This window comes from Caballeronia sp. GAFFF2 (assembly GCF_023631485.1).
Classification (GTDB): domain Bacteria; phylum Pseudomonadota; class Gammaproteobacteria; order Burkholderiales; family Burkholderiaceae; genus Caballeronia.
Window position 1 is genome coordinate 248,346 of sequence record NZ_JALQDA010000014.1, and the last position, 23,669, is coordinate 272,014.

20 protein-coding genes and 4 tRNA genes are annotated in these 23,669 nt (G+C 61.6%); 10 read left to right on the plus strand and 14 right to left on the minus strand.

Annotated elements, in window-relative coordinates; translation table 11 throughout:
* Positions 1 to 257: 257 nt before the first annotated feature.
* From NCT04_RS10145 to gloB, 3 genes are all read right to left on the minus strand, one after another.
* The gene (locus NCT04_RS10145; protein ID WP_502800364.1) at positions 258 to 1,508 is read right to left on the minus strand and encodes an MFS transporter; all 1,251 of its coding nucleotides are present in this window, start codon (positions 1,506 to 1,508) and stop codon (positions 258 to 260) included.
* An 89-nt stretch (positions 1,509 to 1,597) separates the two neighbouring features.
* Positions 1,598 to 3,244, minus strand: coding sequence for a transglycosylase SLT domain-containing protein (locus NCT04_RS10150; RefSeq protein WP_250465245.1), 1,647 nt, complete (start codon positions 3,242 to 3,244; stop codon positions 1,598 to 1,600).
* A 159-nt stretch (positions 3,245 to 3,403) separates the two neighbouring features.
* The gene (gene gloB / locus NCT04_RS10155) at positions 3,404 to 4,231 is read right to left on the minus strand and encodes a hydroxyacylglutathione hydrolase (protein ID WP_250465246.1); all 828 of its coding nucleotides are present in this window, start codon (positions 4,229 to 4,231) and stop codon (positions 3,404 to 3,406) included.
* Positions 4,232 to 4,248: 17 nt separating this feature from the next.
* Between gloB and NCT04_RS10160 the strand changes: the two genes are divergently transcribed.
* The 4 genes from NCT04_RS10160 (at position 4,249) to NCT04_RS10175 (ending at position 6,453) form a co-directional block, all read left to right on the plus strand.
* Entirely contained in the window at positions 4,249 to 5,070 is an 822-nt protein-coding gene (locus NCT04_RS10160) for a class I SAM-dependent methyltransferase (RefSeq protein ID WP_244825765.1), read from the plus strand.
* Positions 5,070 to 5,543: a ribonuclease HI gene (rnhA, locus tag NCT04_RS10165; RefSeq protein WP_244825767.1), complete on the plus strand. Its 474-nt coding sequence runs from the start codon at positions 5,070 to 5,072 to the stop codon at positions 5,541 to 5,543. Before NCT04_RS10160 ends, rnhA begins: the two co-directional genes overlap by 1 nt.
* Before the next feature lie 29 nt (positions 5,544 to 5,572).
* Complete coding sequence (gene dnaQ, locus NCT04_RS10170; RefSeq protein WP_250465247.1) at positions 5,573 to 6,310, plus strand: DNA polymerase III subunit epsilon; 738 nt, start codon at positions 5,573 to 5,575, stop codon at positions 6,308 to 6,310.
* A gap of 68 nt (positions 6,311 to 6,378) precedes the next feature.
* Positions 6,379 to 6,453, plus strand: a tRNA-Val gene (locus tag NCT04_RS10175).
* 96 nt (positions 6,454 to 6,549) lie between these two features.
* Here NCT04_RS10175 and NCT04_RS10180 read toward each other — a convergent pair.
* From NCT04_RS10180 to NCT04_RS10190, 3 genes are all read right to left on the minus strand, one after another.
* A complete protein-coding gene (locus NCT04_RS10180) occupies positions 6,550 to 7,023 on the minus strand; it encodes a DUF2214 family protein (RefSeq protein ID WP_250465248.1) in 474 nt (157 codons plus the stop codon).
* Positions 7,024 to 7,074: 51 nt separating this feature from the next.
* Positions 7,075 to 7,911 (minus strand): hypothetical protein, encoded by an 837-nt coding sequence (locus NCT04_RS10185; protein WP_250465249.1) that lies wholly within the window; start codon positions 7,909 to 7,911, stop codon positions 7,075 to 7,077.
* A 241-nt stretch (positions 7,912 to 8,152) separates the two neighbouring features.
* Positions 8,153 to 9,217, minus strand: coding sequence for a glycosyltransferase family 4 protein (locus NCT04_RS10190; RefSeq protein WP_244825773.1), 1,065 nt, complete (start codon positions 9,215 to 9,217; stop codon positions 8,153 to 8,155).
* A gap of 866 nt (positions 9,218 to 10,083) precedes the next feature.
* Between NCT04_RS10190 and NCT04_RS10195 the strand changes: the two genes are divergently transcribed.
* Entirely contained in the window at positions 10,084 to 11,907 is a 1,824-nt protein-coding gene (locus NCT04_RS10195) for an ABC transporter ATP-binding protein (RefSeq protein ID WP_244825774.1), read from the plus strand.
* Positions 11,908 to 11,996: 89 nt separating this feature from the next.
* Here NCT04_RS10195 and otsA read toward each other — a convergent pair whose 3' ends face one another.
* Positions 11,997 to 13,379, minus strand: a complete 1,383-nt coding sequence (otsA, locus tag NCT04_RS10200; protein WP_250465250.1) for an alpha,alpha-trehalose-phosphate synthase (UDP-forming) — start codon at positions 13,377 to 13,379, stop codon at positions 11,997 to 11,999.
* The gene (gene otsB / locus NCT04_RS10205; RefSeq protein WP_250465251.1) at positions 13,376 to 14,128 is read right to left on the minus strand and encodes a trehalose-phosphatase; all 753 of its coding nucleotides are present in this window, start codon (positions 14,126 to 14,128) and stop codon (positions 13,376 to 13,378) included. Before otsB ends, otsA begins: the two co-directional genes overlap by 4 nt.
* A 240-nt stretch (positions 14,129 to 14,368) precedes the next feature.
* On the opposite strand from otsB, the gene NCT04_RS10210 reads away from it, so the two are divergent.
* A complete protein-coding gene (locus NCT04_RS10210; RefSeq protein WP_250465252.1) occupies positions 14,369 to 14,968 on the plus strand; it encodes an SCO family protein in 600 nt (199 codons plus the stop codon).
* 17 nt (positions 14,969 to 14,985) lie between these two features.
* Here NCT04_RS10210 and NCT04_RS10215 read toward each other — a convergent pair whose 3' ends face one another.
* The 6 genes from NCT04_RS10215 to uvrC all read right to left on the minus strand — a co-directional run bounded on the left by NCT04_RS10215 (position 14,986) and on the right by uvrC (position 19,208).
* A complete protein-coding gene (locus NCT04_RS10215) occupies positions 14,986 to 15,471 on the minus strand; it encodes a GNAT family N-acetyltransferase (protein ID WP_250465253.1) in 486 nt (161 codons plus the stop codon).
* Positions 15,472 to 15,643: 172 nt separating this feature from the next.
* Positions 15,644 to 15,717: transfer RNA gene (locus NCT04_RS10220), tRNA-Cys, on the minus strand.
* 77 nt (positions 15,718 to 15,794) lie between these two features.
* Positions 15,795 to 15,870 (minus strand) — tRNA-Gly (locus NCT04_RS10225).
* Positions 15,871 to 15,972: 102 nt separating this feature from the next.
* Positions 15,973 to 16,048, minus strand: a tRNA-Gly gene (locus tag NCT04_RS10230).
* Positions 16,049 to 16,236: 188 nt separating this feature from the next.
* Positions 16,237 to 16,833, minus strand: coding sequence for a CDP-diacylglycerol--glycerol-3-phosphate 3-phosphatidyltransferase (gene pgsA / locus NCT04_RS10235; protein ID WP_244828086.1), 597 nt, complete (start codon positions 16,831 to 16,833; stop codon positions 16,237 to 16,239).
* Between the two features lie 119 nt (positions 16,834 to 16,952).
* Positions 16,953 to 19,208, minus strand: coding sequence for an excinuclease ABC subunit UvrC (gene uvrC / locus NCT04_RS10240; RefSeq protein ID WP_250465254.1), 2,256 nt, complete (start codon positions 19,206 to 19,208; stop codon positions 16,953 to 16,955).
* Positions 19,209 to 19,341: 133 nt separating this feature from the next.
* Here uvrC and earP point away from each other — a divergent pair, with 133 nt between their 5' ends.
* The 4 genes from earP to NCT04_RS10260 all read left to right on the plus strand — a co-directional run bounded on the left by earP (position 19,342) and on the right by NCT04_RS10260 (position 23,578).
* Entirely contained in the window at positions 19,342 to 20,523 is a 1,182-nt protein-coding gene (earP, locus tag NCT04_RS10245; RefSeq protein ID WP_250465255.1) for an elongation factor P maturation arginine rhamnosyltransferase EarP, read from the plus strand.
* Positions 20,524 to 20,837: 314 nt separating this feature from the next.
* On the plus strand, positions 20,838 to 21,395 hold the full coding sequence (efp, locus tag NCT04_RS10250) for an elongation factor P (protein WP_086966248.1): 558 nt from the start codon (positions 20,838 to 20,840) through the stop codon (positions 21,393 to 21,395).
* A 263-nt stretch (positions 21,396 to 21,658) separates the two neighbouring features.
* Positions 21,659 to 22,003 (plus strand): BON domain-containing protein, encoded by a 345-nt coding sequence (locus tag NCT04_RS10255; protein WP_250465256.1) that lies wholly within the window; start codon positions 21,659 to 21,661, stop codon positions 22,001 to 22,003.
* Between the two features lie 189 nt (positions 22,004 to 22,192).
* On the plus strand, positions 22,193 to 23,578 hold the full coding sequence (locus NCT04_RS10260) for a sigma-54-dependent transcriptional regulator (RefSeq protein WP_250465257.1): 1,386 nt from the start codon (positions 22,193 to 22,195) through the stop codon (positions 23,576 to 23,578).
* Positions 23,579 to 23,669 lie beyond the last annotated feature (91 nt).

Here is a 23,669-nt window from a genome sequence, read left to right on the forward strand (position 1 = left end):
AGCGGCGGCTCGTCAGCCGCGCGTCGCGGCTTGGATCAACGCGCTGGGTGGACCCAACGGGATAACGAAGCAGGCGATCGGCGGCGTGCGGCGCGCACTGCAAGGCGCAGCGAACGACGGTGAATGGGGGTAGGCGCTAGGGTGCGGGTTGATATGCTCAAACCTTCGAATTATAGCTTGAATGCGGTCTTTTAGCCAAATCTGGGAATGGTCTGCTTGTTGCCACGCGCCTTTCGCACGACGCGGCGCGCCCGACTTCAGTGCACGGCCTGCTTGCCCTTATCGAGCGCGGCGCTCGGCCACGCATACCAGACGGCGCTTGCCACCTGCAGCGCGATGAGCGAAATCCAAACGGTGAGATGCGCCGACACGGGATAGCGCCCGCCCACGGACGGCCAAAACGACAGCGCGGCGCCGACCCCGACCTGAAAACCAAAGATGAGCAAGAAAATGACGAGCGTGAGAGTCGTATTGGTGCGGCCAATCATGTGCGACGGGAAGTACTCCGCCACGATCGCGTAACTCAGAATGCCCGTGCCGCCGAAAATGCCGTACGCCGCGAGCAGCACCGCCGGCGGCAGCGGCGCGCGCAGCACCATGAGGATTTGCGTGATGACGAACAACACCATGCCGCCGCCGCAGAACGCATATACCGATATGCCGCGCCGCTCGATACCGCGCGCCGCCGCGCCGAAGCCGACGCTGCCGAACATCATCGCGAGGCCGAGCACCGAGACGAGCGCGGAGGCGTGGGCAGGCGTGAGGTCCATCACGTCGAGGAGATAGGGCTTGATCCACAGGGATTGCATCGCGTAAAACACGCCCTGCGTGACGACGGAAAACGACGCGATCTTCCAGAACGCGCCGCTCTTCAAGATGTGCCAGGTGCCTTTGAACTGCGTGACGATGTCGGCCTGATGGCGCGCGTCGCTCTTGCGCGGTGCAAACAGCAGGATGGCCGCGGACACGATCAGCGTGAACACGCCGAGTCCGACGCAAACTTGCCGCCAGTTGGCAACCTGCAGAAGCGATGCGAGCGGCGAGCCGACCGCGACGCCGCCGAGACCGCCAACGGCCATCGTGAAGCCATTGACGAGCGGCAGTCGCGCGACAGGGAAATGCTGCGCCGACGCCTTGAACGCTGCGCTCAGACAGACCGAAACACCGACGCCGATCAAAAGCCGCCCCACCATCAGCCCGGCCAATTCTTGCGACGCCCCGAAAACCCAGATTCCAACCGCCGCGAAAACCAGCATGCCGGCCGTCACCGTGCGCGGCCCGAAGTGATCGAGCAGCACGCCGACCGGGATCTGCGCGAGCGCAAAGCCTATGAAGTAAAGCGAAGTCAGCAGACCCAGGTCTGCCGCCGACAAACCGAGGTCGTGCGTGATCAGCGGCGCGAAGCCGAGATTCACGCCCCGGAATAAGTACGAGACGAAATAGCCGGCGGCGAACAAGAAAAAAACGCGAAGACGAACTGAGGACGACATGCGATGCGAGCGCTTCATTGTTGTTTTGAATGCCAGTTTAACTGGCGCACCAAAAGAAAACGCCGTCACCTTGGTGACGGCGTGGAATAAACCGAGAAGCGCGATACTTAGTGTTTCGTGGTCTTCTTCGTGGTAGCGCGTTTGGCGGGTGTGGCTGTTTTGGCGACGGCCGGCTTCGCTGTGTAGGACTTGCTGGAACTCGAAACCTTCGTGTATTTCGTCGCCGAATGCGTCGTGGCCTTCGCCGATGCGCTCTTGGCAACCGGAGCGCGCGTACCGATCTTCGTCACGCCGCCCGACGAACGGCTCGACGCCGAAACGGTTTCCAGACGAACCGGACCCGGCTCGGCCGGCACTGCCTTGCCATACGGCACATGCAGAACAACGACTTGCCCCGGCATGAAGACTTCGCGATGCGTGCGGTTCCAGGCCCTGATCTGTCCGACCGAGACGTTGTAGCGATCCGCCAGCGTCTCGATGGACTGTTTGCGGCGCACGCGGATGGCCATCTTGCGCGTGTCGGGCACGTCGCGTTCGACGGCAAGCATGGCGTTCGAGGCGACATCGGCGCTGATGTCCTCGTCGTCGTCATCATTACGCGGCACGACGATGGTCGAGCCCGGCTTCAGACGCATGCCAGCCGGAATATGGTTCACCGACATGAGCGTGTCCGCATCCACGCCGATCTTCTCGGCAATAGCGGCCGGACGCGCACGCTCGGACACCGTGTAGGTCGTCCAGGACGACAGCGCGCCCGTGTACGAACTCAGATTGCGCTGGAACGTCGCTGCGTTGTCGAACGGCAGCAAGATCTGCGGATTGGTCGCGCCGAGAATGACCGGCTTCGAGAACGACGGATTCAGCGAGCGGAATTCCTCGACACTCATGCTGGCCAACTTCGCGGCCATGGTCACGTCGATGTCGCGCGCGGTCGTGACCGTCACGAAATACGGGTGATTCGGAATGTCGGGCAGCGCAAGGCCATATTGCTGCGGGTTGCTGACGATATTCTTGACCGCCTGCAATTTTGGCACGTAATTGCGCGTTTCGTTGGGCATGCGCAGGCTTTCGTAGTCCGTCGGTAAACCTGCGGCTTCGTTGCGCGCGATGGCGCGCTGCACATTGCCCTCACCCCAGTTGTATGCGGCGAGCGCGAGATGCCAGTCGCCGAACATATCATGCAAACGCGAGAGATAGTCGAGCGCGGCGCTGGTCGATGCCAGCACGTCACGGCGCTCGTCCTGCCACATGTTTTGCTTGAGGTTGTAGTCGCGGCCAGTGCCCGGCACGAACTGCCACATGCCAGCGGCCTTCGCGACCGACAGCGCCTGTGGGTTATACGCCGACTCGATGAACGGCAGAAGCGCCAGTTCCGTCGGCATATGACGTGCTTCGAGTTCTTCGACGATGTGATACAGGTACTTCTGCGAGCGCGCAGTCATGCGCTCCACATACTCTGGGCGCTGCGCGTACCAGTTGACCTGCATGTCGACCAGATCGGTTTGCAGATCAGGAATCTGGAAGCCCGCGCGAATGCGGTTCCACAGGTCCGACGACCCGACGAGCGAAGTGACAGGCGTCTTGTCGACGTCAATGGTTTCCTTGGCTGCGGCAGTGCGGCGAATGGTGTCCGCGACCTTTTGCTGCGAGGCTTCGGTGGGTGTTGCTGTGGTATTGGAGGTGAGCGCTGTCGGACCTTGACTGGCACACGCGGCCAGTGTCAGGACGGATAGCGCACTAAGTGTTAGTCGCATGAACGTTCCGGCTTCCAAAGAAGACGCTTGGAAATTTGAAGCCGATGGTACGGAACCGCACTTGCAACGTCAATAAGAATGCACGTAATTCCCCTGCAAAATCCTGCATCTATCGGCGTTTCCAAAGTTTCGGATTAAGTTCGCCCTAATTATGAGACATCAGCGGAACTTATCTTTCCAGCCGCGCATCACGCGAAATGCGTCGAGGCGGTCGGAAATCGGCTGTCCGAACTGAGTGGAAATTGTTGCCTGAATGGCCTTGTCGTCCACGCGCAGAAAGGGGTTGACGCACTTCTCGTGGCCGATGGTCGTTGGCAGCGTGGGCTTGCCGGCCGCTCGCAATGCGACGGCGTCATCGTTCCAACGCGCAAGCGCCGCGTTATCCGGTTCGCATGCGCGCGCAAAGCGGATGTTCGAAAGCGTGTATTCGTGGGCGCAGTGCACTAGCGTATCGTCAGGCAGCGAGGCGAGCGAATCGAGCGAGGCGAGCATCTGCTGCGGCGTGCCCTCGAAAAGCCGGCCACAGCCGCTTGCAAAAAGCGTGTCGCCGCAAAAGAGATGCGGTGTGCCGCGCGGGTCATGTGCCTGAAAGTACGCGATGTGACCGGCCGTATGGCCAGGTACATCGAGGACGCGAAACTCCAGGGCAGGCTGGTCCACGCGCACGATATCGCCTTCTGATAAGCGCGCAGTCAAATGTTCGATGCGCTCGCCGGCCGGTCCGTAGACCGGCACGCCACCCTCTGCCGTTCGGCTATCGAGCAGTGCTTTGACGCCGCCGACGTGGTCTTGATGATGGTGCGTGAGTAAAATAGCGGTCAGCCGCCAACCGCGTTCGGCGAGATACGCCTCGACGGGCGCGGCGTCGCCCGGATCGATCACGACCGCGTCGCGCGAGTCCGACACGAGCCAGATGTAGTTGTCCTCGAACGCCGGAACCGGAACGTATTCGAGCGAACCCTTAGCATGCGAATCCATAGCGATCATCTAGCGGCAACCCCAACATGTCAGACCGAGTGATTATAGACTGGCCCGCCTGGACAAGCTCCGCACCCGGACGTTATGTGCTCGAGTGGGAACAAGCGCAGCTCGATCGCGTGGTATCCGACATCTTCGGCTATCACGCGCTTCAGCTTGGCATGCCGCAACTCGACGCGCTGCGCGAAAATCGCATGACCGGCCGCGGGCTCGTGCTCGACGCGGAAAGCGGCGCGAGCGCGCCCTACACGATGCCGCAAGCGGCCTCGCGCAGCGTGAGTCCGTTGCCTGCCGCGAGCGCGCCGGAAGGCCGCGCCACGGTCTGGTGCGATTTGCTCGACTTGCCTTTCGAAGCGCAGAGCGTCGATTTGCTCGTGCTGCCGCATACGCTCGAATTTTCGCGCGATCCGCACAGGCTTCTGCGTGAAGCCGAGCGCGTGCTCGTGCCTGAAGGCCAGCTCATCATCCTTGGCTTCAACTCCTTGAGTCTGTGGGGCGCGCGCCAGTCGTTCGGCAAGGTCACGGGACGGCCGTTCGTGCCGGCGGCGCACGAGATGATCGCGTTCACGCGCATCAAAGACTGGATCAAATTGCTTGGATTCGACCTTGAACGCGGACGCTTCGGCTGCTATCGTCCCCCGCTCGTCACGGACAAGTGGCTGCAACGCTATCAATTCATGGAACCCGCCGGCGACCGCTGGTGGCCCATCTTCGGCGCGGCGTACATGATCACGGCGGTGAAGCGCGTGCGCGGCATGCGGCTCATCGGCCCGCGCAAATTGAAGAAACCCGCGCTCGCGCCTGGCCTTGCACCAGTCGCCGCACCGCACACTCGCAACGAGCATTGATGACTGACGAATCCGCATCGACGAACGCATCGAACAAAATCATCGACATTTACACGGACGGCGCGTGCAAGGGCAATCCGGGCCCCGGCGGCTGGGGCGCCCTGCTCCGCTTCGGCTCGCTCGAAAAGGAACTGTTCGGCGGCGAAGCCGCGACCACCAACAACCGCATGGAACTGATGGCGGTGATCGCCGCGCTCGAAGCCTTGAAGCGGCCCTGTCAGGCCGTGATCCATACCGACTCGCAATACGTGCAGAAAGGCATCAGCGAATGGATTCATGGCTGGAAGAAGAAGAACTGGATGACGGCGGCGAAGACGCCCGTCAAGAACGCCGATTTGTGGAAGCGGCTGGATGCCCTCGTCGCGCAACATCAGATTGAATGGCGCTGGGTCAAGGGGCACGCCGGGCATCCCGAAAACGAACGCGCCGATGCGCTCGCCAATCGCGGCGTGAGCTCGCTCGCCGATAGCTGAAACATGCACGAACCAACGACACACATCTCATGCGCCAACTGATACTGGACACCGAAACCACCGGCCTGAACGCTCGCACGGGCGACCGGATCATCGAAATCGGCTGCGTCGAACTGGTCAATCGCAGGCTTACGGGTAACAACCTGCATTTGTACGTGAACCCCGAACGTGACAGCGACCCGGGCGCGCTCGCGGTGCACGGCCTGACGACGGAGTTCCTGCGCGACAAACCGAAGTTCACTGAGATTGCCGCGCAGTTGCGCGACTTCATCAGCGGCGCGGAGTTGATCATTCATAACGCGCCGTTCGACGTCGGCTTTCTCGACATGGAGTTCGCGCTACTCGGCTTGCCAAAAGTGTCGACGATGTGCGCCGGCGTGATCGACTCGCTCGCGCAAGCCAAGCAGATGTTCCCCGGCAAACGGAACTCGCTCGATGCGCTCTGTGACCGCTTCGGCATCAGCAACGCGCACCGCACGCTGCATGGCGCATTGCTCGACTCCGAGCTGCTCGCGGAAGTCTATTTGGCGATGACGCGCGGTCAGGAAAGCCTCGTCATCGACATGCTCGGCGACCAGCCCGCGCAAGGCACGACAGGCACGCCGCGTATCGCGCTCGACGACCTCGATCTCACGGTCATCGCGGCAAGCGCTGACGAGCTCACGGCGCATGAAGCCGTGCTCTCCGACCTCGACCGAGCGATCAAAGGCACGAGCGTGTGGCGCACGGAAGCCGCGCCCGCGGATAGCGATACGCTTGCCGCGTGATTTTTTCGAATTTGTTCAAAGAAGAGCTTTACGAATCGAGAACGTCCTGACATAATCTCAATCTCTTCGGGTGGTTAGCTCAGCGGTAGAGCACTGCCTTCACACGGCAGGGGTCACTGGTTCGATCCCAGTACTACCCACCATGACAGAGGCAAGCAGTTGAAGTCTGAACTGAATGCCATAAAAAACGGCGCCTTCGGGCGCCGTTTTTTTTCGTCCACGCGCTTCGCCAGCCGAAGCTAAGACGCCCACACGCCGCGCGCCATTCCGCTTGCGGCAATCACCATCACGATCACCAGCGCCGCTTCCAGATCGCTCATCCACGCGAAGCGCCGGGCGCGCGTGAGATCGATCGGTCCGCCCTGCGCGAGCGTCACGCGCCAGCGAATCAACGCGAGCATCGGTGAAACTTCGATCAGCAAGATCAGCACGAGCGCGGTCATCTTCAGATGAAAAAGCGGCTCGTGCAAATAGTACGAGCCGCCTTTCTCGAAGCCGCCAAACGCGCGCATCAGCCCGGTGACGATCAGCACGATTGCAGTGATGCCCCACACGGAATCGGAGCGGAACACATCGCGCAGACGCACATCGTTCGCCTGCACCGACTGCGCGACATCGAACCGCCGCAAGGCGCGCGCACGCGCGAGCACGGCGCCCAAGGCGAAACCGAAACCAAGCAAGTGAAGCGCAGCGAGCAACCAGCGTATCAGCATCCTTCCCTCCATCGAAAACGAGAAGCAAATTCTGCGTTGCCGGCGACCTCGTCAGACTTGCCGCAAGGTCGTGTCGAGTGCGCGCGCCGCGTTGCGGTCGCCGACACTCGCCAACGGCGCGCGAAATACCGTCTTGCGATTGTGCCCCGCCGCTGCCGGCGAATCCCACAACAACTCGACCTTCGGACGGCGCGCGAACCAACTCTTCCTGAGTGTGCCATTGCGATAGATCGTCGATGCCGGCGCGGCCGGTTCCGTCGATGGCGCAAGAATCGAGATTTGCGCGGCTTCGTCGGCGACGGGCGCGGGCCACTTCACCGACAACTCCCGCGCATCGTACTGACCGAGCTTGCGGCTTTCCGCCCAGACCATCGCGGTGCGCGTGACGGGATCGAGCGAGATTGCAAAGCGGCCGATGGCAAAGCGCCGCGCCGCGATATTGGTACGCCAGAGCGCACGCGGACGGCATATCCACATCACGACTGCGTAGAGCGCCGGGCCGACCGCGAGCCAGCCGTTGGTCTCGGCGAGCGTGTGTACGAAACGGCGCCAGCCCGAAGCCCAGACGAACGCGCCCACTGAGAACATCGCGAAGGCAAACGCGAGGAGCGCAAGGAAGCGCAGCGCCTGCCGCAGCCATTGTGGCAGCGGATGCAGCGGCCGCTCGATGCGCGCCTTCGCACCCGGCAGCGCGATCAGCAAAAAAATCAGCACGAGATTCAGACACGCCCACGGCGACGATGTCATGGCGCGCAGCGAGGACAGATAGCCCATTTGCGACATCGACAACGCCCAGCGCGCCGCGAGTATGAGTCCGATGGCCCGCAGCGCGAATACCGTGCCGGCGCCGGGCGCCGGGCTCGCGCTGATTTGCTTGGGTATCGCCAAAAGTTGCGCTCCTGTCTTTCATTCGATGCACGCCGCCGCGCACTATCCACGCTAACGGCAATTTCGCTTCGCACTTGACGAAGCCCGGACATTATAGGGAGATTACGATTTTCCTCAGAGGTTTCGCGGACGAAAGCGGCTTAGCGCTCAGATGCGCCATTCAATTGTGCCATTGCGACAACGCCCCGCGAGCCTTGCGGCGCGCGGGGCGTTGTTCGATACGAAAACAGCGTGCGAAAACTTAGCCTGCGTTCACTTCGCGCAGCACCGTGCGACGCTTTTGACGCAGCAGTTCCTCGTAGTTTTCGACATAGCGCGCGGCCATGACCTTCGACGAGAAGCGCGTTTCGAACGCCTCACGCACCTTCGCGCGCGACAGCGTGTCGAGACGCTTCACTGCGGCGATCGCCGAGAGTTCGTCTTCGACAACGAAGCCCGACACACCGTTCTCGATCACTTCCGGCACCGAACCGCGGTTGAACGCGATCACCGGCGTGCCACACGCCATGGCCTCGATCATGACGAGACCGAAGGGCTCCGGCCAGTCGATCGGGAACAGCAGCGCGTGCGCGTTGCCGAGGAACTCGGTCTTTTCCGCTTCACTGATTTCACCGATGTATTCGACATGCGGCAGCGCGAAGAGCGGCTTGATCTCTTCCTCGTAGTAAGCGCGATCGGCCTTGTCCAGCTTCGCGGCGATCTTGATCTTCATGCCGGCGGCCTGCGCGATACGGATTGCACGGTCCACGCGCTTTTCCGGCGAGATACGGCCGAGAAACGCCAGGTAGCCGGGCTTGACGTTCGGGATCGGCGTGAGCAGATTTTCCGGCAGGCCGTGATACACCGTCGACAGCCAGTTCGCTTGCGGCAGCGGCTGACGCTGATTGTCGGAAATCGAGACAACCGGCACGTCGTTGAACGTCGAGAAGATTGGCTGCAGTTCTGGCAGATCGAGACGACCGTGCATGGTCGTCACGAACGGCACAGGCTGACGTGCGAACAGCGAGAACGGGTAATAATCGATATGGAAATGCAGCACGTCGAATTCGTCAGCGCGGCGGCGGACTTCTTCGAGCAGCAGCATGTGCGGCGCCATCGTGTCGCGAATGGTCGGATCCAGACGCAGCGCTTGCGGCCAGAACGCTTCGAGCTTCGCGGACGTTTGCGAATCACCGCTCGCGAAGAGCGTGACGTCGTGTCCGGCCTCGACGAGAGCCTCGGTCAGATAAGACACCACGCGTTCCGTGCCACCGTAGAGCTTCGGCGGAACAGCCTCGTGGAGGGGCGCGATTTGAGCGATTCGCATGTCGGAAACTCCAAAATAAAAATCAGGCTAAGTACTTCAGTCGTGGACAAGGGGCGAATCGCTCGGCTCGGGCGGGAGCTGCTGCGGTGGATTCACCGCGTTGCAAAGCTGATGCACGAGAAAGAAAAGCGTGGTCGCCGGTCACTTGGGTTTTGCGCGAGACCTTCGAACGGATCGCATCGAAGCAAAAGCGATTCCATGTCTCAAAATAATCCGCACACCAGCAATAAACGCGTAACGGCTTTCGAGGTTGACGACATCCTACAAAAAGCTGTCAAAAAAACTTAGTGAAAACCCGGAGCGAATTATGGAGCTTTTTACAGAGCACGCAGGCAGGCATTTCAACTTATTTACCTTGTTACACGGGGGAAACATTTTGCAAACCCCTGTTTACTAAGGCTGTTCTACATTGGACCCACGCGCTTGAACGATGCACGGGCGACGCCACGCTCTCGATGCTGCGAAGTCCATTTCGACCACCCATCAACCTACGCTGGCGCGACACGTGCTTTGGCTTGGCGGTGCCACCGGTCTGAAATCGAACCCGTATAGCGTGGCTGCGGCAGGCGAGCTTAATTTGAGCGCTTGCTCCATCGCAAAAAGTTTCGCAAAGTGCTTACAATGCGCGCCGATGCCGCAAGGCGCTCGAATCGCGGCGGCGCTCGGCCTAGCGTTCGGTCCACTGCGGACGATGTCGAAGCGGCAAGACTGCCGCCCAGCATTAAACGCCCGATTGACGCCTGAGGCTTGAGCGATAGTGGCTACAATTCAGGCAATGGAGACGGCGCCGCGTCGCCGAAACGCTTTTCGCCCGGAAATCCGAAAGCGCAACACACGCTCAACCGCTCTACGACGAAAAAAGACCATTGGACCAACTTACCGTCTCTCAACGTAACGCACACAACGCCAAGCTCGCGAGCTATGCACATCGCCCGCTGGCGTTCCTTCTGCGTTACATACGCCGGCATCCGGTAGCGCATGCCATCGTCCTCTTCAGCGTGTTTGCCGCAGTTGGCTGCGCGCTCGCTTCCCAGTACGCGATCAAACATCTGATCGATGTGCTCGGTCAAGGCCGGGGGCATCCCGGTCCGCTCTGGGGCGCGTTCATGATCCTGGTGGGACTGATCGCCGCCGACAACCTGCTTTGGCGGGTCGGCGGCTGGGTCGGCGCGCACGTGTTCGTGATCGTGACGGGCGACCTGCGCAAGGACTTGTTCTCGTACTTGAGCGGCCATTCGCCGACTTACTTCTCCGAGAAACAGCCCGGCATGCTCGCGAGCCGGATCACGGCGACCTCGAACGCGATCTACACCTCCGAAAACGTGATGGCCTGGAACGTCTTGCCGCCGTGCATCGCGGTGCTGGGCGCGATCATCATGATCGTCGCGGTGAATCCGTTGATGGCGTGCTGCCTCATGGGCGCGTCGCTGATCCTCGCGTTCATTTTGTATCGGCTGGCCAAGCGCGGTTCGGCGCGGCATCACAGCTTCGCGTCGAAGGCCGCTTCGGTGGATGGCGAACTGGTCGACGTGATCGGCAACATGGCGCTCGTGCGCGCGTTCGGCATGACCTTCAACGAGCAGAAGCGTTTCGGCTCGACAGTGAAGGCCGAGATGGTCGCGCGTCAGCAAAGCCTCTTGTACCTGGAAAAGCTGCGCCTCTTCCACGCGGTCGTGACGGCGATTCTCTCCGCCGGGCTGCTCGGCTGGGCACTGTGGCTTTGGTCGAAAGGCCAGGCGACCTCGGGCGATATCGTGCTCGTCAGCTCGCTCGGTTTCACGATCCTGCACGGCACGCGCGACCTCGCCGTGGCGCTCGTGGATGTCACGCAGCACGTCGCGCGTCTGGCCGAAGCCGTGCAGACGCTGCTCGAACCGCATGGCATGCCCGACCGTTCCGACGCCACCGAACTCGTGCCACAGGGCGGCCGCGTCGATTTCGATGGCGTCACGTTCGCGTATCCGCGCCGTCGTCCGATTCTCGACAACTTCCATCTGCATATCGAACCGGGTCAGCGAGTCGGTCTGATCGGCAAGTCGGGCGCGGGCAAGTCAACCGTGCTCGCGCTTCTGCAGCGCTTCTACGAGACGCAGAAGGGCAGCATCAAGGTCGATGGCCAGGATATCAACGGCATCACGCAGGACAGCCTGCGACATTCGATTGCGCTCGTGCCGCAGGATATTTCGCTGTTCCATCGCACGGTGTTCGAGAACATTGCGTATGGCCGGCCCGAAGCGACGCGTGAGGAAGTCATGGCCGCCGCTCGCGAAGCCCGCTGCACGGATTTCATCGAAGCAATGCCGGAAGGCTTCGATACCATCGTCGGCGATCGCGGCGTGAAGCTGTCGGGCGGTCAGCGTCAACGCATCGCGATCGCGCGCGCGATTCTTAAAAACGCGCCAATTCTCTTGCTCGATGAGGCGACGTCCGCGCTCGACAGTTCATCGGAAGAAGCCATTCAGCAGGCGCTCGACCGGTTGATGGTCGGCCGCACGGTGGTTGCCATTGCGCACCGTTTGTCGACGTTGCAGAACTTCGACCGCATCATCGTGATGAGCGCCGGCAAGGTGATCGACGATGGCTCGCCGCAAGAACTGCGCGACCGGCCTGGGTTGTATCGCGAGTTGCTGTCGAAGCAGCACGGCAAGTTGCCATCCATCGTTGCCACGCCGCATAAGCAGCCGGCCTAAGTTTCGACGACGACGTTAAAAAGCCGCGCTTCCCGGAAGGGAACGCGGCTTATTTAATCTGCGTTGCTTTGGCGTAATCGGTCGCCGCTCTACCCCGCCTTCAAATCCCGCAAAAAGTTATCCCGCCACACGGAAACGTTGTTGTCGCGCAGTTGCGCCATCATCTCCGTATAACGCGCCCGGCGCTCGTCGAGCGGCATTGCAAGCGCGGTGGCGAGTGCATCGGCCATATCGTCGATATCGAGCGGATTCACGATGAGCGCGGCAGTCAGCTCACGCGCAGCGCCAGCGAATTGCGACAACACAAGCACGCCGGGATCGTCCGGGTCTTGCGCCGACACATATTCCTTTGCCACCAGATTCATGCCGTCGCGCAATGGTGTGACGAGGCCGACATGCGCCTCGCGGAACAGCGCCGCGAGCACCGGCCGTTCGTATTGCCGATGGATATAGCGAATGGGCGTCCAGTCCAGCTCGGCGTAACGCCCGTTGATGCGCCCCGACTCCGCTTCGAGTTGCAGGCGAATGTCGCGGTAAGCATCGACGTCCGAGCGCGTCGGCGGCGCGATCTGCAAAAACGAAACGTTGTTTCGCTGCTGCGGCCGATGCTCGATCAGACGCTCGAACGCCCGAAATCGCTCGACCAGACCCTTCGAATAATCCAGCCGATCCACGCTCATCACGAGCTTGCGCTGATGCAGCGTCGCCTTGACGATCTGCACGTCGCGGCCGCTCTCGCCGTGTTTCGCGAGCGCCGCGACTTCGTCGGGATAGACGCCAATCGGATAAGCCGCCGCGCGCGCCGTCTTGCCGAACGCGCTGACCACGACCGGCTTCGCGCCGTCTTTCGCGAGCGTGCCGCCCGCCTCGGTTTCGATGTAATCGCAAAACGCGCGCAAATCGGGCTCAGTTTGGAAACCCAGCAGATCGAAGTCGCACAACGCTTCCACCAGGTTCCGATGACGCGGCACGCTCAAGAGAATCTGCGACGCTGGAAACGGTATATGCAGAAAGAACCCGATGCGATTTCGAACGCCCTGCGCCCGCAACGCCTGCGCAAACGGAATGAGGTGATAGTCGTGCACCCAAATCACGTCGTCGGGCTTGAGCAGCGGCGCGAGCTGCGCGGCCAGCCAGCGATTGACGCGGCAATAGCCTTCGTATTCGTTGCGGTCAAACTCGATCAGATCCGGCCGATAGTGAAACGCCGGCCACAACGTCGCGTTGGAAAACCCGCGATAGTACTGATCGTAGTCTTGCCGCGAAAGTCCGATGGTCGCGAACGTCACCGGCCCGTGCTCTTCCAGCTTGATGCTTTCCGGCGGCGCGTTCAGCACGTCGCCGCTCCAGCCGAACCACATGCCGCCGGTTTCCTTGAGTGCGTCGTAGACGCCGACCGCGAGGCCACCCGCGGCCGGGCCGCCTTCGGAGATCGGCGCCACCCGGTTCGAAACGATGATCAGCCGGCTCACGCGTGCTTCCCCGCCGTGCCCGCGATCACTTGCAGCCAGTCGAGCAGCAGTTCGACGGATTCGATTCGCGCGCGCGCCACGGTGTCGCCGGGACCGACTTTGATCGACAGACCGTCGAATTCGTTGACGACCGCGAAGCCTTTCTCGTCCGTAAGATCGTCGCCGATGAAGACGGGCTTGCGTCCCGTGAACGGCGGCTCGCTCATGTACGCGCGCACCGCGCGGCCCTTGTCGACGTCCTTCGGCTTGATCTCGTAGACCATCTTGCCGGGCTGAAGCACGTAGGCATCGGCGTATTGTGCGACGAGCCGCTCGGTGGCCGCACGCGCGGCCGGTTCGCGATCCGGCGCATTGCGATAATGTAGCGCGAGCGCGGCGCCCTTGATTTCGAGCAGCATGCCGGGATTCGCGCTGACGACGCCTTCGAGCGCGTGCTCCATGCGCAAAAGCCGCTCGTCGTTGAAACCAATGCGCTGCACGTCGCCATTCGAATCGCGCCGCTCGGCGCCGTGCATGCCGGCGACGGGCAGATCGGGCATCTGCAAGAACGAATCGATGTTGTCGATACCGCGCCCCGACACAACCGCGACCGCGTTATTGGTGGCGCGTCGCAAGGCGGCGAGAATGTCGGGCACCGAGCGCGGCACGAAAATGCCATCCGGCGTGGAGGCGAGTTCGACCAGCGTGCCGTCGAAGTCGAAGAAGAAAGCGGTCTCGGCAAGAGACAGGGAATCGGGAAGAATTTGCATCGATCGTTGACCTGTGGTTTGCCTGTGATGGGCGCGTGCGTATCGCATGTTACTGCCGCAGGCTTTCCGTCTGGAAAGGAGCGGATTGACGATCGCATGGCGTCTTGCTTACGGAAGAGCAGGCGCGCGCGGCAAATTGTCTCAAAAATGTGCTTAAAGCTAAATCATGCGCCTCACGCCGATGAAAAGGCGTGTATTTTGCGGGCTTGATACAGCCGTTACAGTCCAAAGCACCTTTCGATGCCCGTACCCTTCCGCCGCCTGCTTGTATCTGTTCTGCTCACCGCGCTTGCTGCCTGCTCGCGTCCCGCCGAGCCCTGGCATCTGACCGATGTTTCCGGCCATCTGCCCGATCTCGATTTTTCACTCGTCGATGACAGCGGCGCGCATGTGTCGGGCCAATCGTTGAAAGGCCGCGCGACGCTCGTCTATTTCGGCTATACGCATTGTCCGGATGTGTGCCCAGAAACCATGGCGCGTCTCATGCAGGTTCTGGCGCGCGTGGGGCCTGACGCGGACCAGACGCGCATCGTATTCGTTTCGGTCGATCCCGCGCGCGACACGCCCGCGTTGCTGCGGACTTACGTGCGCGCTTTCGACGGCAAACACGCCGTGGGCATGACGGGCTCGGATCGGCAAATCGAAGCCATCGCGCAGCGGTACCGCGTGGCGTATCAGATGGAGAAGCGCGATCCGAGCGGCGCTTACGAGGTCACGCACAGCTCGGCCGTGTACATCTTCGATCGCGATGGTCACGCGCGCCTGCTTGCCACCGACCGCGATTCCATCGACGCCATTGCAGCCGATCTCGAACGCGTGATCCACGGGAAGAGCATGTAGGAACGCGCTCTCAGGCGTTATGCGCCGAAGCCGGGACGGCGCATCCACACGTGCGGAATGCCGTCTTCGTCATGTACGCCCGACGACGCGACGAAACCGAACGCGCCATAAAACTTCTGCAGATGGGCTTGCGCGTGCAGACTGATCGGCTGATCCGGCCATTGCGCGATGATGTGATCGAGCGCGCGTTCGAGCATCGCGTTACCGAGTTTGAAGCCGCGAAATCTGACGGTCGTCAGCACGCGGCCAATGCGGACATCGGTTTCGCTTTCTTTCGGAAACCCTGGCAGCAACACACGTAGATAGCCTGCGAGTTGCTCGTCTTCGCCGTAGGCGAGCAAATGCCAGGCATCGACATCGTAGCCGTCGATATCGCCATAAACGCAGTTTTGCTCGACGACGAAGACCGCGCCGCGTGCCGCGAGCATGTCGTAGACCTCGGTCGTCGTGAGATCGTCGAAGCGCTTCCAGCGCCACTGAATGTTGGAGAGTCTGTCGGTCATGGATTTGGCATGCGGCGCGGCGGATGCCGCGCCAATGGAAAGTGCCGCAATTATGCCGCGCCGGCGCCACGCGGCGTATCGGGAGCTTCCTTGCAGCAATCGAGAATCGGCAGAAGCGCCGAAGATCCGACGTTGTAAAAAGAAAAAGCCCTGACGAATCAGGGCTTTTTTTTGGAGGCGCGAACCGGAGTCGAACCGGTCTAAACGGCTTTGCAGGCCGCTGCATAACCGCTTTGCTATCGCGCCATAAGCGGTGTGGTGGTCCCGGCCGAAACGCCGGCAAGTCCACCAAACAAAAAGGGAAGCGTTGCTTCCCCTTTGATTGGAGCGGGAGACGAGGCTCGAACTCGCGACCTCAACCTTGGCAAGGTTGCGCTCTACCAACTGAGCTACTCCCGCATTGATCTTTCCGTGCTGCGTTACTGCTTACACTTGCTTGCTGCTGCTTTCGTTGCCGCTTCGCTTGATACCGCTGCGCTGCATGCCTCGAAAACTTGAATCTGGAGCGGGAGACGAGGCTCGAACTCGCGACCTCAACCTTGGCAAGGTTGCGCTCTACCAACTGAGCTACTCCCGCGTTGCTGATGCTTTCTGCCGTCTTCGCGGTGCCTTCAGCTCTTTACTTCCTTGCTGCTGGCGCTGCGTGTTCGACAGAAACGAGATTATGTAGAAGCGAAGAAAAGGTGTCAACTGTTTTTGCGCGCCCTTTTCGTGTTTCGACGCAATTTTTAGCAAACTGAGGAACGGCTGCAAGGACGGCTTAACTCACAGCATGCCGCCCCGCTCACGAATCTGCGGCCACGCGAGTTTCATGTAGTACAGCATCGACCAAACGGTGAGGAACGCGGCGACATCGATGAGCCACAAGCCCCACACGCGCGTATCGATCACCCATTGCACGCCGGGGATGCGCAACTGCCCATAAAACAGCAGCATCGGAATGGCGACCATCTGACATACGGTCTTGAACTTCCCCAGCGAATTCACCGCGACGCTCTTCGATGCGCCGATCTGCGCCATCCATTCGCGCAGCGCCGAGATCGTGATCTCCCGCCCGACGATCACGAGCGCGATCACCGCGTTCAAGCGCATGAGCTGCACGAGCACGAGCAAAGCAGCCGTCACCATGAGTTTGTCCGCGACCGGGTCGAGAAACGCGCCGAACGCGGACGTCTGATTAAGCTTGCGCGCAAGAAAGCCGTCGAACCAGTCGGTGAGCGCGGCCAGAACGAAGATGACCATGGCGAGCAAATTACGATGCTCGAGGCTCAACATCATGTCCGGCAAATAGAACACGCCCACGACGAGCGGAATCAGCACGATTCGCAGCCACGTCAGGAAAATCGGTAAGTTGAACGGCATGGACGAGAGCGAGAGCCACATGAAAGGGAGGTGCCATTGTGCCGCGTCGACCCGTCGCTCACAAGGCGGCGGGCCACGCGGCGCGGCCATTGCGAGCCGCGCCGCGCCATGCGTCCGGCTCAATGCAACTGTCGATAAATCTGCTGCGCGAGTGCCAGCGAAATGCCTTCGACGCTCGCCAGATCTTCCACGCTCGCCGCCTGCACGCCGCGCAAACCGCCGAAACGCGACAAGAGCCGCTGACGCCGTTTCGCGCCGACGCCTTCGAGTTCTTCCAGGCGCGACGTTTGCCGCGTCTTGGCGCGCTTGGCGCGCATGCCGGTGATCGCGAAGCGATGCGCTTCGTCGCGAATCTGCGCGACGAGCATCAGCGCGGCGCTTTCCTTGCCGAGTTCGAGCGCGGAACGGCCATCGGCGAAGATCAGCGTTTCGAGCCCGACCTTGCGCCCTTCGCCCTTCGCGACACCCACCAGCATGCCATGATCGAGCCCGAGCTCCGAAAACACCTGGCGCGCGATCTCGACTTGTCCCTTGCCGCCATCGATCAGCACGATATTCGGCAGCGTCCCGCCAGCAGATACGGGCGATGCGGCATCCGGCGTGACGTTGGGATCGGCGGCGTCTTCGGTTTGCAACGTCGTGGCTTCGTCGCTGGCGTTGGCGGCGGCAAGCGCGACCATTTTCTCGTAGCGGCGCGTGAGCACTTGACGCATGGCGGCGTAATCGTCGCCGGGCGTGATGCCGGTGATGTTGTAGCGACGATACTCGCCCGACTGCATCTTGTGATGGTGATACACCACGCACGATGCCTGCGTCGCCTCGCCCATGGTGTGACTGATGTCGAAGCACTCGATGCGCAGTTGCGCCAGGTCTTCCATGTCGAGGCTGAGCGTCTCGGCGAGCGAGCGCGTGCGCGCTTGCTGCGAACCTTGTTCCGATAGCAGACGCGCGAGCGCGAGCTTCGCGTTTTGCTCGGCCATGGAGAGCCACACGCGTTTCTGACCTTGCGGCTGACGCAGTAGCGTGACCTTGTGTCCCGCCTGTTCGTTGAGCAGATCGATGAGCTCGCGGCTCGCGGGCGCGTGGCTCACGACCAGCACCGGCGGGATGCGATTGCCGATGTAGTGCTGTGCCATGAACGCTTCGAGCACTTCGGCTTCGAGGGCGCCTTCGCGGGATGTTTCGTTGGCTTCGATGGCGTCTTCCGAGTCGAGCTCTTCGTTGGCATCGAGTGCGTCGTTGGCTTGCGTTTCGTCGTTGGCCTCGGTTGCGTCGGCGGCTGGCGTCATGTTGTCGGCTGTGCGCGCGTCGTTGGCTTCGAGCACACCGCCGCCGTCCATTGCATCGTCCGCTCCGGCGACACCCGCAATCACCGCGACACTCGTACGAGCGGCACCCGATTCGCTCGACGCTTCCGTCGCTCCGACCGCGTCCGGCGCCTGCTCTTCCAGGTCATCCCCAAGCGCATCCTCATCGCCCAGCGCGATCGCGCTTTCGACATGCGCCGGAAAATACGCCTTGTCGCCGAGATGCCGGCCGCCGCGCACCATCGCCAGATTCACGCACACCTTGCCGCCGAGCGCCACGACCGCGAGGATATCGACGTCGCTCTCGCCGCCGACTTCGATCGCCTGCTGATGCAGCACCGTCGACAGCGAACTCATCTGATTGCGCACGGCCGCCGCCTGCTCGAAGCGCAGATCGGCGGCGAAGGCGTGCATCTTCTGCTCGAGTTCCTTCATCACTTCGCCCTGCCGGCCGAGCAAAAAACGCGACGCGTTCGATACATCGCGCGCGTAGTCGTCTTCGTTGATGAGTCCCGTGCACGGCGCCGTGCAGCGCCCGATCTGATGCAACAGACACGGCCGCGTGCGATTGCTGAACACCGAGTCTTCGCACGTGCGCAGCTGAAAGACGCGCTGCAGAATCTGGATGCTCTCGCGCACGGCCCACGCGCTCGGGAACGGCCCGAAATACTGGTTCTTCTTGTCCACCGAGCCGCGGTAGTACGCCATGCGCGGAAACTTGTGCCCGGTCAGCTTGAGGAACGGATAGGACTTGTCGTCGCGAAAAAGAATGTTGTAGCGCGGCGCCAGCGCCTTGATCAGATTGTTTTCGAGCAGCAACGCTTCCGCTTCCGAGCGCGTCACGGTCGTCTCGATCTTGCGGATGCGCGTCACCATCATCGCGATGCGCGGCGAGTGCAGCGTCTTCGTGAAGTAGCTCGACACGCGCTTCTTCAGATTGCGCGCCTTGCCGACATAGAGCACCTTGCCGTCGCCGTCGTAATAGCGGTAGACGCCCGGCAGATTCGGCAATTGCCTGAGCGTTTTCTTCGGGTCGAAATCCGGTGCGGGAGCGTCGTTGTCAGTCATGCAGCGAGTAAGCGTGGAGCGCGAGGAGGCATCGGCACGGCGCGAGGACGCTTTACGTCCGGGCGCGACCGGTATCTTAGAATCGCCAGTTTAGAACATTACGCCGCCGTCCCGCCGGCCGCCTTCGACGCCCATGTCAACGACACATCATCGGCAGCAAGCCGGCCACGAGCCCCACAGCCAGGTCGCTTGCGACATCTTCTGCGCGGTCGTCGACAATTTCGGCGACGTCGGCGTGTGCTGGCGGCTCGCGCGCCAGTTGCGCCACGAGCACGGCTGGCGCGTGCGGCTGCTGGTCGATGACCTTAACGTTTTCCACGCACTGTGCCCCGAAATCGATGTCGCGCTCGCGCGGCAGGAAGCGGCGGGCGTCGTCGTCGAACACTGGCGCGAGCCGGCGCACGCGGGCGATACGCTTCAGATCGCCGATGTCGTGATCGAGGCGTTCGCCTGCGAAATCCCGCACGCGTATATCGCCGCGATGGCGCGTCGCGCGCGCAAACCCGTGTGGATCAACCTCGAATACCTGAGTGGCGAAGACTGGGTCGCGGACTTTCATATGCGGCCGTCGCCTCATCCGCGCTATCCGCTCGACAAGAGCTTCTTCTTTCCTGGACTCGGCGCGGGAACCGGCGGCGTCATCAAGGAACGCGATCTGGACCAAGCGCGCCAGCGTTTCGACGCGTCCGCCTGGTGGCGCGAGCGCGTGGGCATCGAAAAGCCCGCGCCCGATCGGACGGTCGTCTCGCTCTTCGCCTACGAAAATCCCGCCGTCGATACCCTCCTCGCTCAATGGCGCGACGGCAACGCGCCCGTCACCTTGCTCGTGCCCGAGGGCCGCATCTCCGGCGCGCTTGCGCGTTTTTTTGGACTGACGGGCTTTGCGGCGGGCGCATCGGCGCGGGCGGGCGCGCTGGAAGCACACGCGCTCGGCTTCGTCGAACAACCGCGCTTCGACGAGCTTTTATGGGCCGCCGACATCAACTTCGTGCGCGGCGAAGACTCGTTCGTGCGCGCGCAATGGGCCCAAAAGCCTTTCGTATGGCACATCTATCCGCAATCCGACGACGCCCATCTGCCCAAACTCGACGCGGCGCTCGGCCATTACACGCAGCAGCTTTGCGCCGACGCGCGCGGCGCGGCGCATCGCTTCTGGCATGCCTGGAACGGCGTTGGCACGGTGGACTGGGCGGACTTCTGGGCGCATCGGCGCGAATTCGAGGCGCGCGCGCGGCAATGGGCGGCCGAACTCGCTCAAGTCGGCGATCTCGCCAGCAATCTCGTCGCGCACGCCACTGAGCGGATGGCGAAATAACGTCTACCGAAGGCGTCGCGCTGCCTCCAATCCAGTGGCCAAATCGGCAAAAACTCAGTTAAAATAAGCGGTTATCCGAGGGACGGCATTGTTCAGCCAAAAGATTTCGCACCTTACGCCTTACGCTTGGGTTCGGAAACCGAAGCCCTGAACGCCGATCAGAAAAAAAGCCGGAACCTCGTAGCACAGAATTCTCGCGCGGTGGTCCGCGTTCGGACCTTACGGTCGAACACGCGACGCAACACAAACACACCGCTGCCGATTTATTCATTCCGCAGCAATTCAAGCCAAACATTCGTACAGGACTAGTTTTTATGAAGACCGCACAAGAACTCCGCGTCGGCAACGTCGTCATGATCGGCAGCGATGCCATGGTCGTTCAACGCGCCGAGTACAACAAATCGGGCCGTAACTCCGCGGTCGTCAAGATGAAGTTCAAGAACCTGCTGACGGCCGCAGGCATGGAAACCGTCTACAAGGCGGACGACAAGTTCGACGTCGTCGTGCTGGATCGCAAGGAAGTGACGTACTCTTACTTCGCTGATCCCATGTACGTTTTCATGGACGCCGACTACAACCAGTTCGAAGTCGAAGCCGAAATGATGGGCGACGCGCTCAACTACCTCGAAGACGGCATGACTTGCGAAGTCGTGTTCTACAACGAGAAGGCCATCTCGGTTGAACTGCCGACCACGCTGGTTCGTGAAATCATCTACACGGAACCGGCCGTCAAGGGCGACACGTCGTCGGGCAAGGTGCTCAAGACCGCTAAGCTCAACACCGGATTCGAACTGCAAGTGCCGCTCTTCTGCAACATCGGCGACAAGATCGAAATCGACACCCGCACCAACGAATATCGCAGCCGCGCGTAAGCCACGCCCGGAACTGCTCGCGGCAATGACGTTTTAAGCGTCGTTTTACTCCGCACAAGAAAGCGCCCCTTCGCGGGCGCTTTTTTCTTTTGCGTGAAGTTTTTGACAAATTCAGGCAAACTTTACCGGTCGCGACCTAATTAAGCGATTAGCGACCGGCCGCAGAGGCTCATCCGCGCTTGATTCGTAAGGATCTAGTCCAAAACTTACGCGGTGGCACGCTTTCTGCTCCGTCCGCTTAATACGGACTTAACAATAACGACATGCGTAAAAAGCCCATCATCGGCAGTCATCTGCTGCTCGCCGCGATGCTCGCGCTGCCCGTTTTTGCACTCACGGCGGGTTGCCAGTCGACACCGTCGCGCGAAGCGGCAGGCGACTATGCATCCGACGCTTCGGTGACGGCTCGCGTGAAGGCCGCATTGATCGCGGAGCCGGGGTTCAGATCGCTCGTGGTAAGCGTGGCGACGTATCGCGGCGTCGTGCTGTTGTCCGGGTATGTCAATTCGGAGGATCAGATCCAGAAGGCAATCTCGATCACCCGCAGCGTGTCGGGCGTGCAATCCGTCAATAACGATCTGCGCGTCAAGACGCAACAGTCGCAATAGCCGCAACAGTCGCAATAACGAGAACCAAGAAGAAAGCGCAGGACGAACAAACGCAGCGGGACCTGTACGCAGCACGCCGGAAAAGGGCGCGCATATCCCGCCCATGACGTGCCGGAGCCCTCGCATCGCTTCGAAGGCCATGCTTGCGGCGACGGCGAATCACAGTCCATTTAATACGTTGTGTCCGCCATGCCACACGCACTGATTGTCGAAGACGATCCCAATAGCTTGTCCGGCCTGTCCGCGATCCTGACGGCCGACGACTTCACCGTCGACACCGCGACGACGCTTGCAGAAGCGCGCGCTGCCTTGTCGCGTTCCATTCCCGATGTCGTGCTCATCGACTTGAATCTGCCGGACGGAAGCGGTCTCGACCTGCTGCCGAGCCTGCCTTCTCATGCGCCCGACGGCGCGCTGCCCGTGATCGTGATGACCGGCAACGCAACCGTCGAAAGCGCGATCGAAGGCCTGCGGCACGGCATCTGGGACTATCTGCTCAAGCCGGTCAACATTCCACGCTTGCGCAGCCTTCTCGCGCGCATTCCGCGTCCATACGAGCTGACCGAGGAAGTGCAGGCCCTGCGTTCGACACTGCGCGAACTCGGCCACTTCGGCGAGATGCTCGGGCGCAGCGCGGCCATGCAGCATATCTACGATCTCATCGAACATACCGCGCCAACCGAAGCCGCCGTGCTGATTTGCGGCGAAGCGGGCACGGGCAAGAAGATCGCGGCGCGCACGATTCACGAACTGAGCCGCCGTCGCAAGGGGCCGTTCGTCACGTTCGATTGCTCGGCGGCGCGCGATGGCGCGCATCGTTCGATGGAAAGCGTGCTGTTCGGCCACGAGCGCAACGCGTTCGCGGGCGCGGAGAATCGCGAGCCGGGGCTGCTCGAGCAATCGGGCGGCGGCACGCTGTTCCTCGATCAGATCGATTCGCTTCCCGCCGCCCAACAAGAAGCGCTGTTACGCGCGCTCGACTCGCAGACCTTCATGCGCGTGGGCGGCAGCAACCGCATCATGACGGACTTCCGCTTGATCGCGGCGTCGCGCACGCCGATCCGCGATGCCGTTGCGAACGGCGCGTTGCGCGAAGATCTGTTCCAGCGTCTTGCGGGTTCGTCGATCAATCTGCCGCCGCTGCGCGAACGCGACGACGACATCGCGCTGGTCGCCGAGCAATTCGTCGACGAGCTGAATCGCGAGAACCATATCGCGGGCATCACGAGCGGGTCGCCTAAACGCATCAGCCCTGCGTTCCTGCGGGAATGTATCGCGAACGAATGGCCGGGCAACGTGCGCGAGTTGCGCGAACGCGTGCGCCGGGCATATCACGCGTCGGGCGAAACGATCGAAACCTTGCGCGCCGATGAACAAGGCGGCAGCGGTCGCGGTCTGAACGGCAGCAGCGTGCAGGTCACGGTTGGGACCGCGCTCGCCGATGTCGAAGACATGCTGATTCGCGCGACGCTCGAAGCGGTTGGTGGCACGCGGCATCGGGCAGCGACGCTGCTTGGCATCAGCCCGAAGACGCTTTACAACAAGTTGCAAAGGATGAAGCTGGAATCGTCGTGATGGTCGGCGCCGCCGGGCAACGCTCGGCGCGCTCCAATCACACAAGCAAAAGGCCACGGTTTGTCTGCCGTGGCCTTTTGCTTGGCGCTCC

Excerpts from the sequence above, each read along its gene's own strand:
- NCT04_RS10145 (WP_502800364.1), bottom strand. The coding sequence starts at position 1,508 with ATGAAGCGCTCGCATCGCATGTCGTCCTCAGTTCGTCTTCGCGTTTTT.
- NCT04_RS10150 (WP_250465245.1), bottom strand. The coding sequence starts at position 3,244 with ATGCGACTAACACTTAGTGCGCTATCCGTCCTGACACTGGCCGCGTGT.
- gloB (WP_250465246.1), bottom strand. The coding sequence starts at position 4,231 with ATGATCGCTATGGATTCGCATGCTAAGGGTTCGCTCGAATACGTTCCG.
- NCT04_RS10160 (WP_244825765.1), top strand. The coding sequence starts at position 4,249 with ATGTCAGACCGAGTGATTATAGACTGGCCCGCCTGGACAAGCTCCGCA.
- rnhA (WP_244825767.1), top strand. The coding sequence starts at position 5,070 with ATGACTGACGAATCCGCATCGACGAACGCATCGAACAAAATCATCGAC.
- dnaQ (WP_250465247.1), top strand. The coding sequence starts at position 5,573 with ATGCGCCAACTGATACTGGACACCGAAACCACCGGCCTGAACGCTCGC.
- NCT04_RS10180 (WP_250465248.1), bottom strand. The coding sequence starts at position 7,023 with ATGCTGATACGCTGGTTGCTCGCTGCGCTTCACTTGCTTGGTTTCGGT.
- NCT04_RS10190 (WP_244825773.1), bottom strand. The coding sequence starts at position 9,217 with ATGCGAATCGCTCAAATCGCGCCCCTCCACGAGGCTGTTCCGCCGAAG.
- otsB (WP_250465251.1), bottom strand. The coding sequence starts at position 14,128 with ATGCAAATTCTTCCCGATTCCCTGTCTCTTGCCGAGACCGCTTTCTTC.
- NCT04_RS10210 (WP_250465252.1), top strand. The coding sequence starts at position 14,369 with ATGCCCGTACCCTTCCGCCGCCTGCTTGTATCTGTTCTGCTCACCGCG.
- NCT04_RS10215 (WP_250465253.1), bottom strand. The coding sequence starts at position 15,471 with ATGACCGACAGACTCTCCAACATTCAGTGGCGCTGGAAGCGCTTCGAC.
- pgsA (WP_244828086.1), bottom strand. The coding sequence starts at position 16,833 with ATGCCGTTCAACTTACCGATTTTCCTGACGTGGCTGCGAATCGTGCTG.
- uvrC (WP_250465254.1), bottom strand. The coding sequence starts at position 19,208 with ATGACTGACAACGACGCTCCCGCACCGGATTTCGACCCGAAGAAAACG.
- earP (WP_250465255.1), top strand. The coding sequence starts at position 19,342 with ATGTCAACGACACATCATCGGCAGCAAGCCGGCCACGAGCCCCACAGC.
- efp (WP_086966248.1), top strand. The coding sequence starts at position 20,838 with ATGAAGACCGCACAAGAACTCCGCGTCGGCAACGTCGTCATGATCGGC.
- NCT04_RS10255 (WP_250465256.1), top strand. The coding sequence starts at position 21,659 with ATGCGTAAAAAGCCCATCATCGGCAGTCATCTGCTGCTCGCCGCGATG.
- NCT04_RS10260 (WP_250465257.1), top strand. The coding sequence starts at position 22,193 with ATGCCACACGCACTGATTGTCGAAGACGATCCCAATAGCTTGTCCGGC.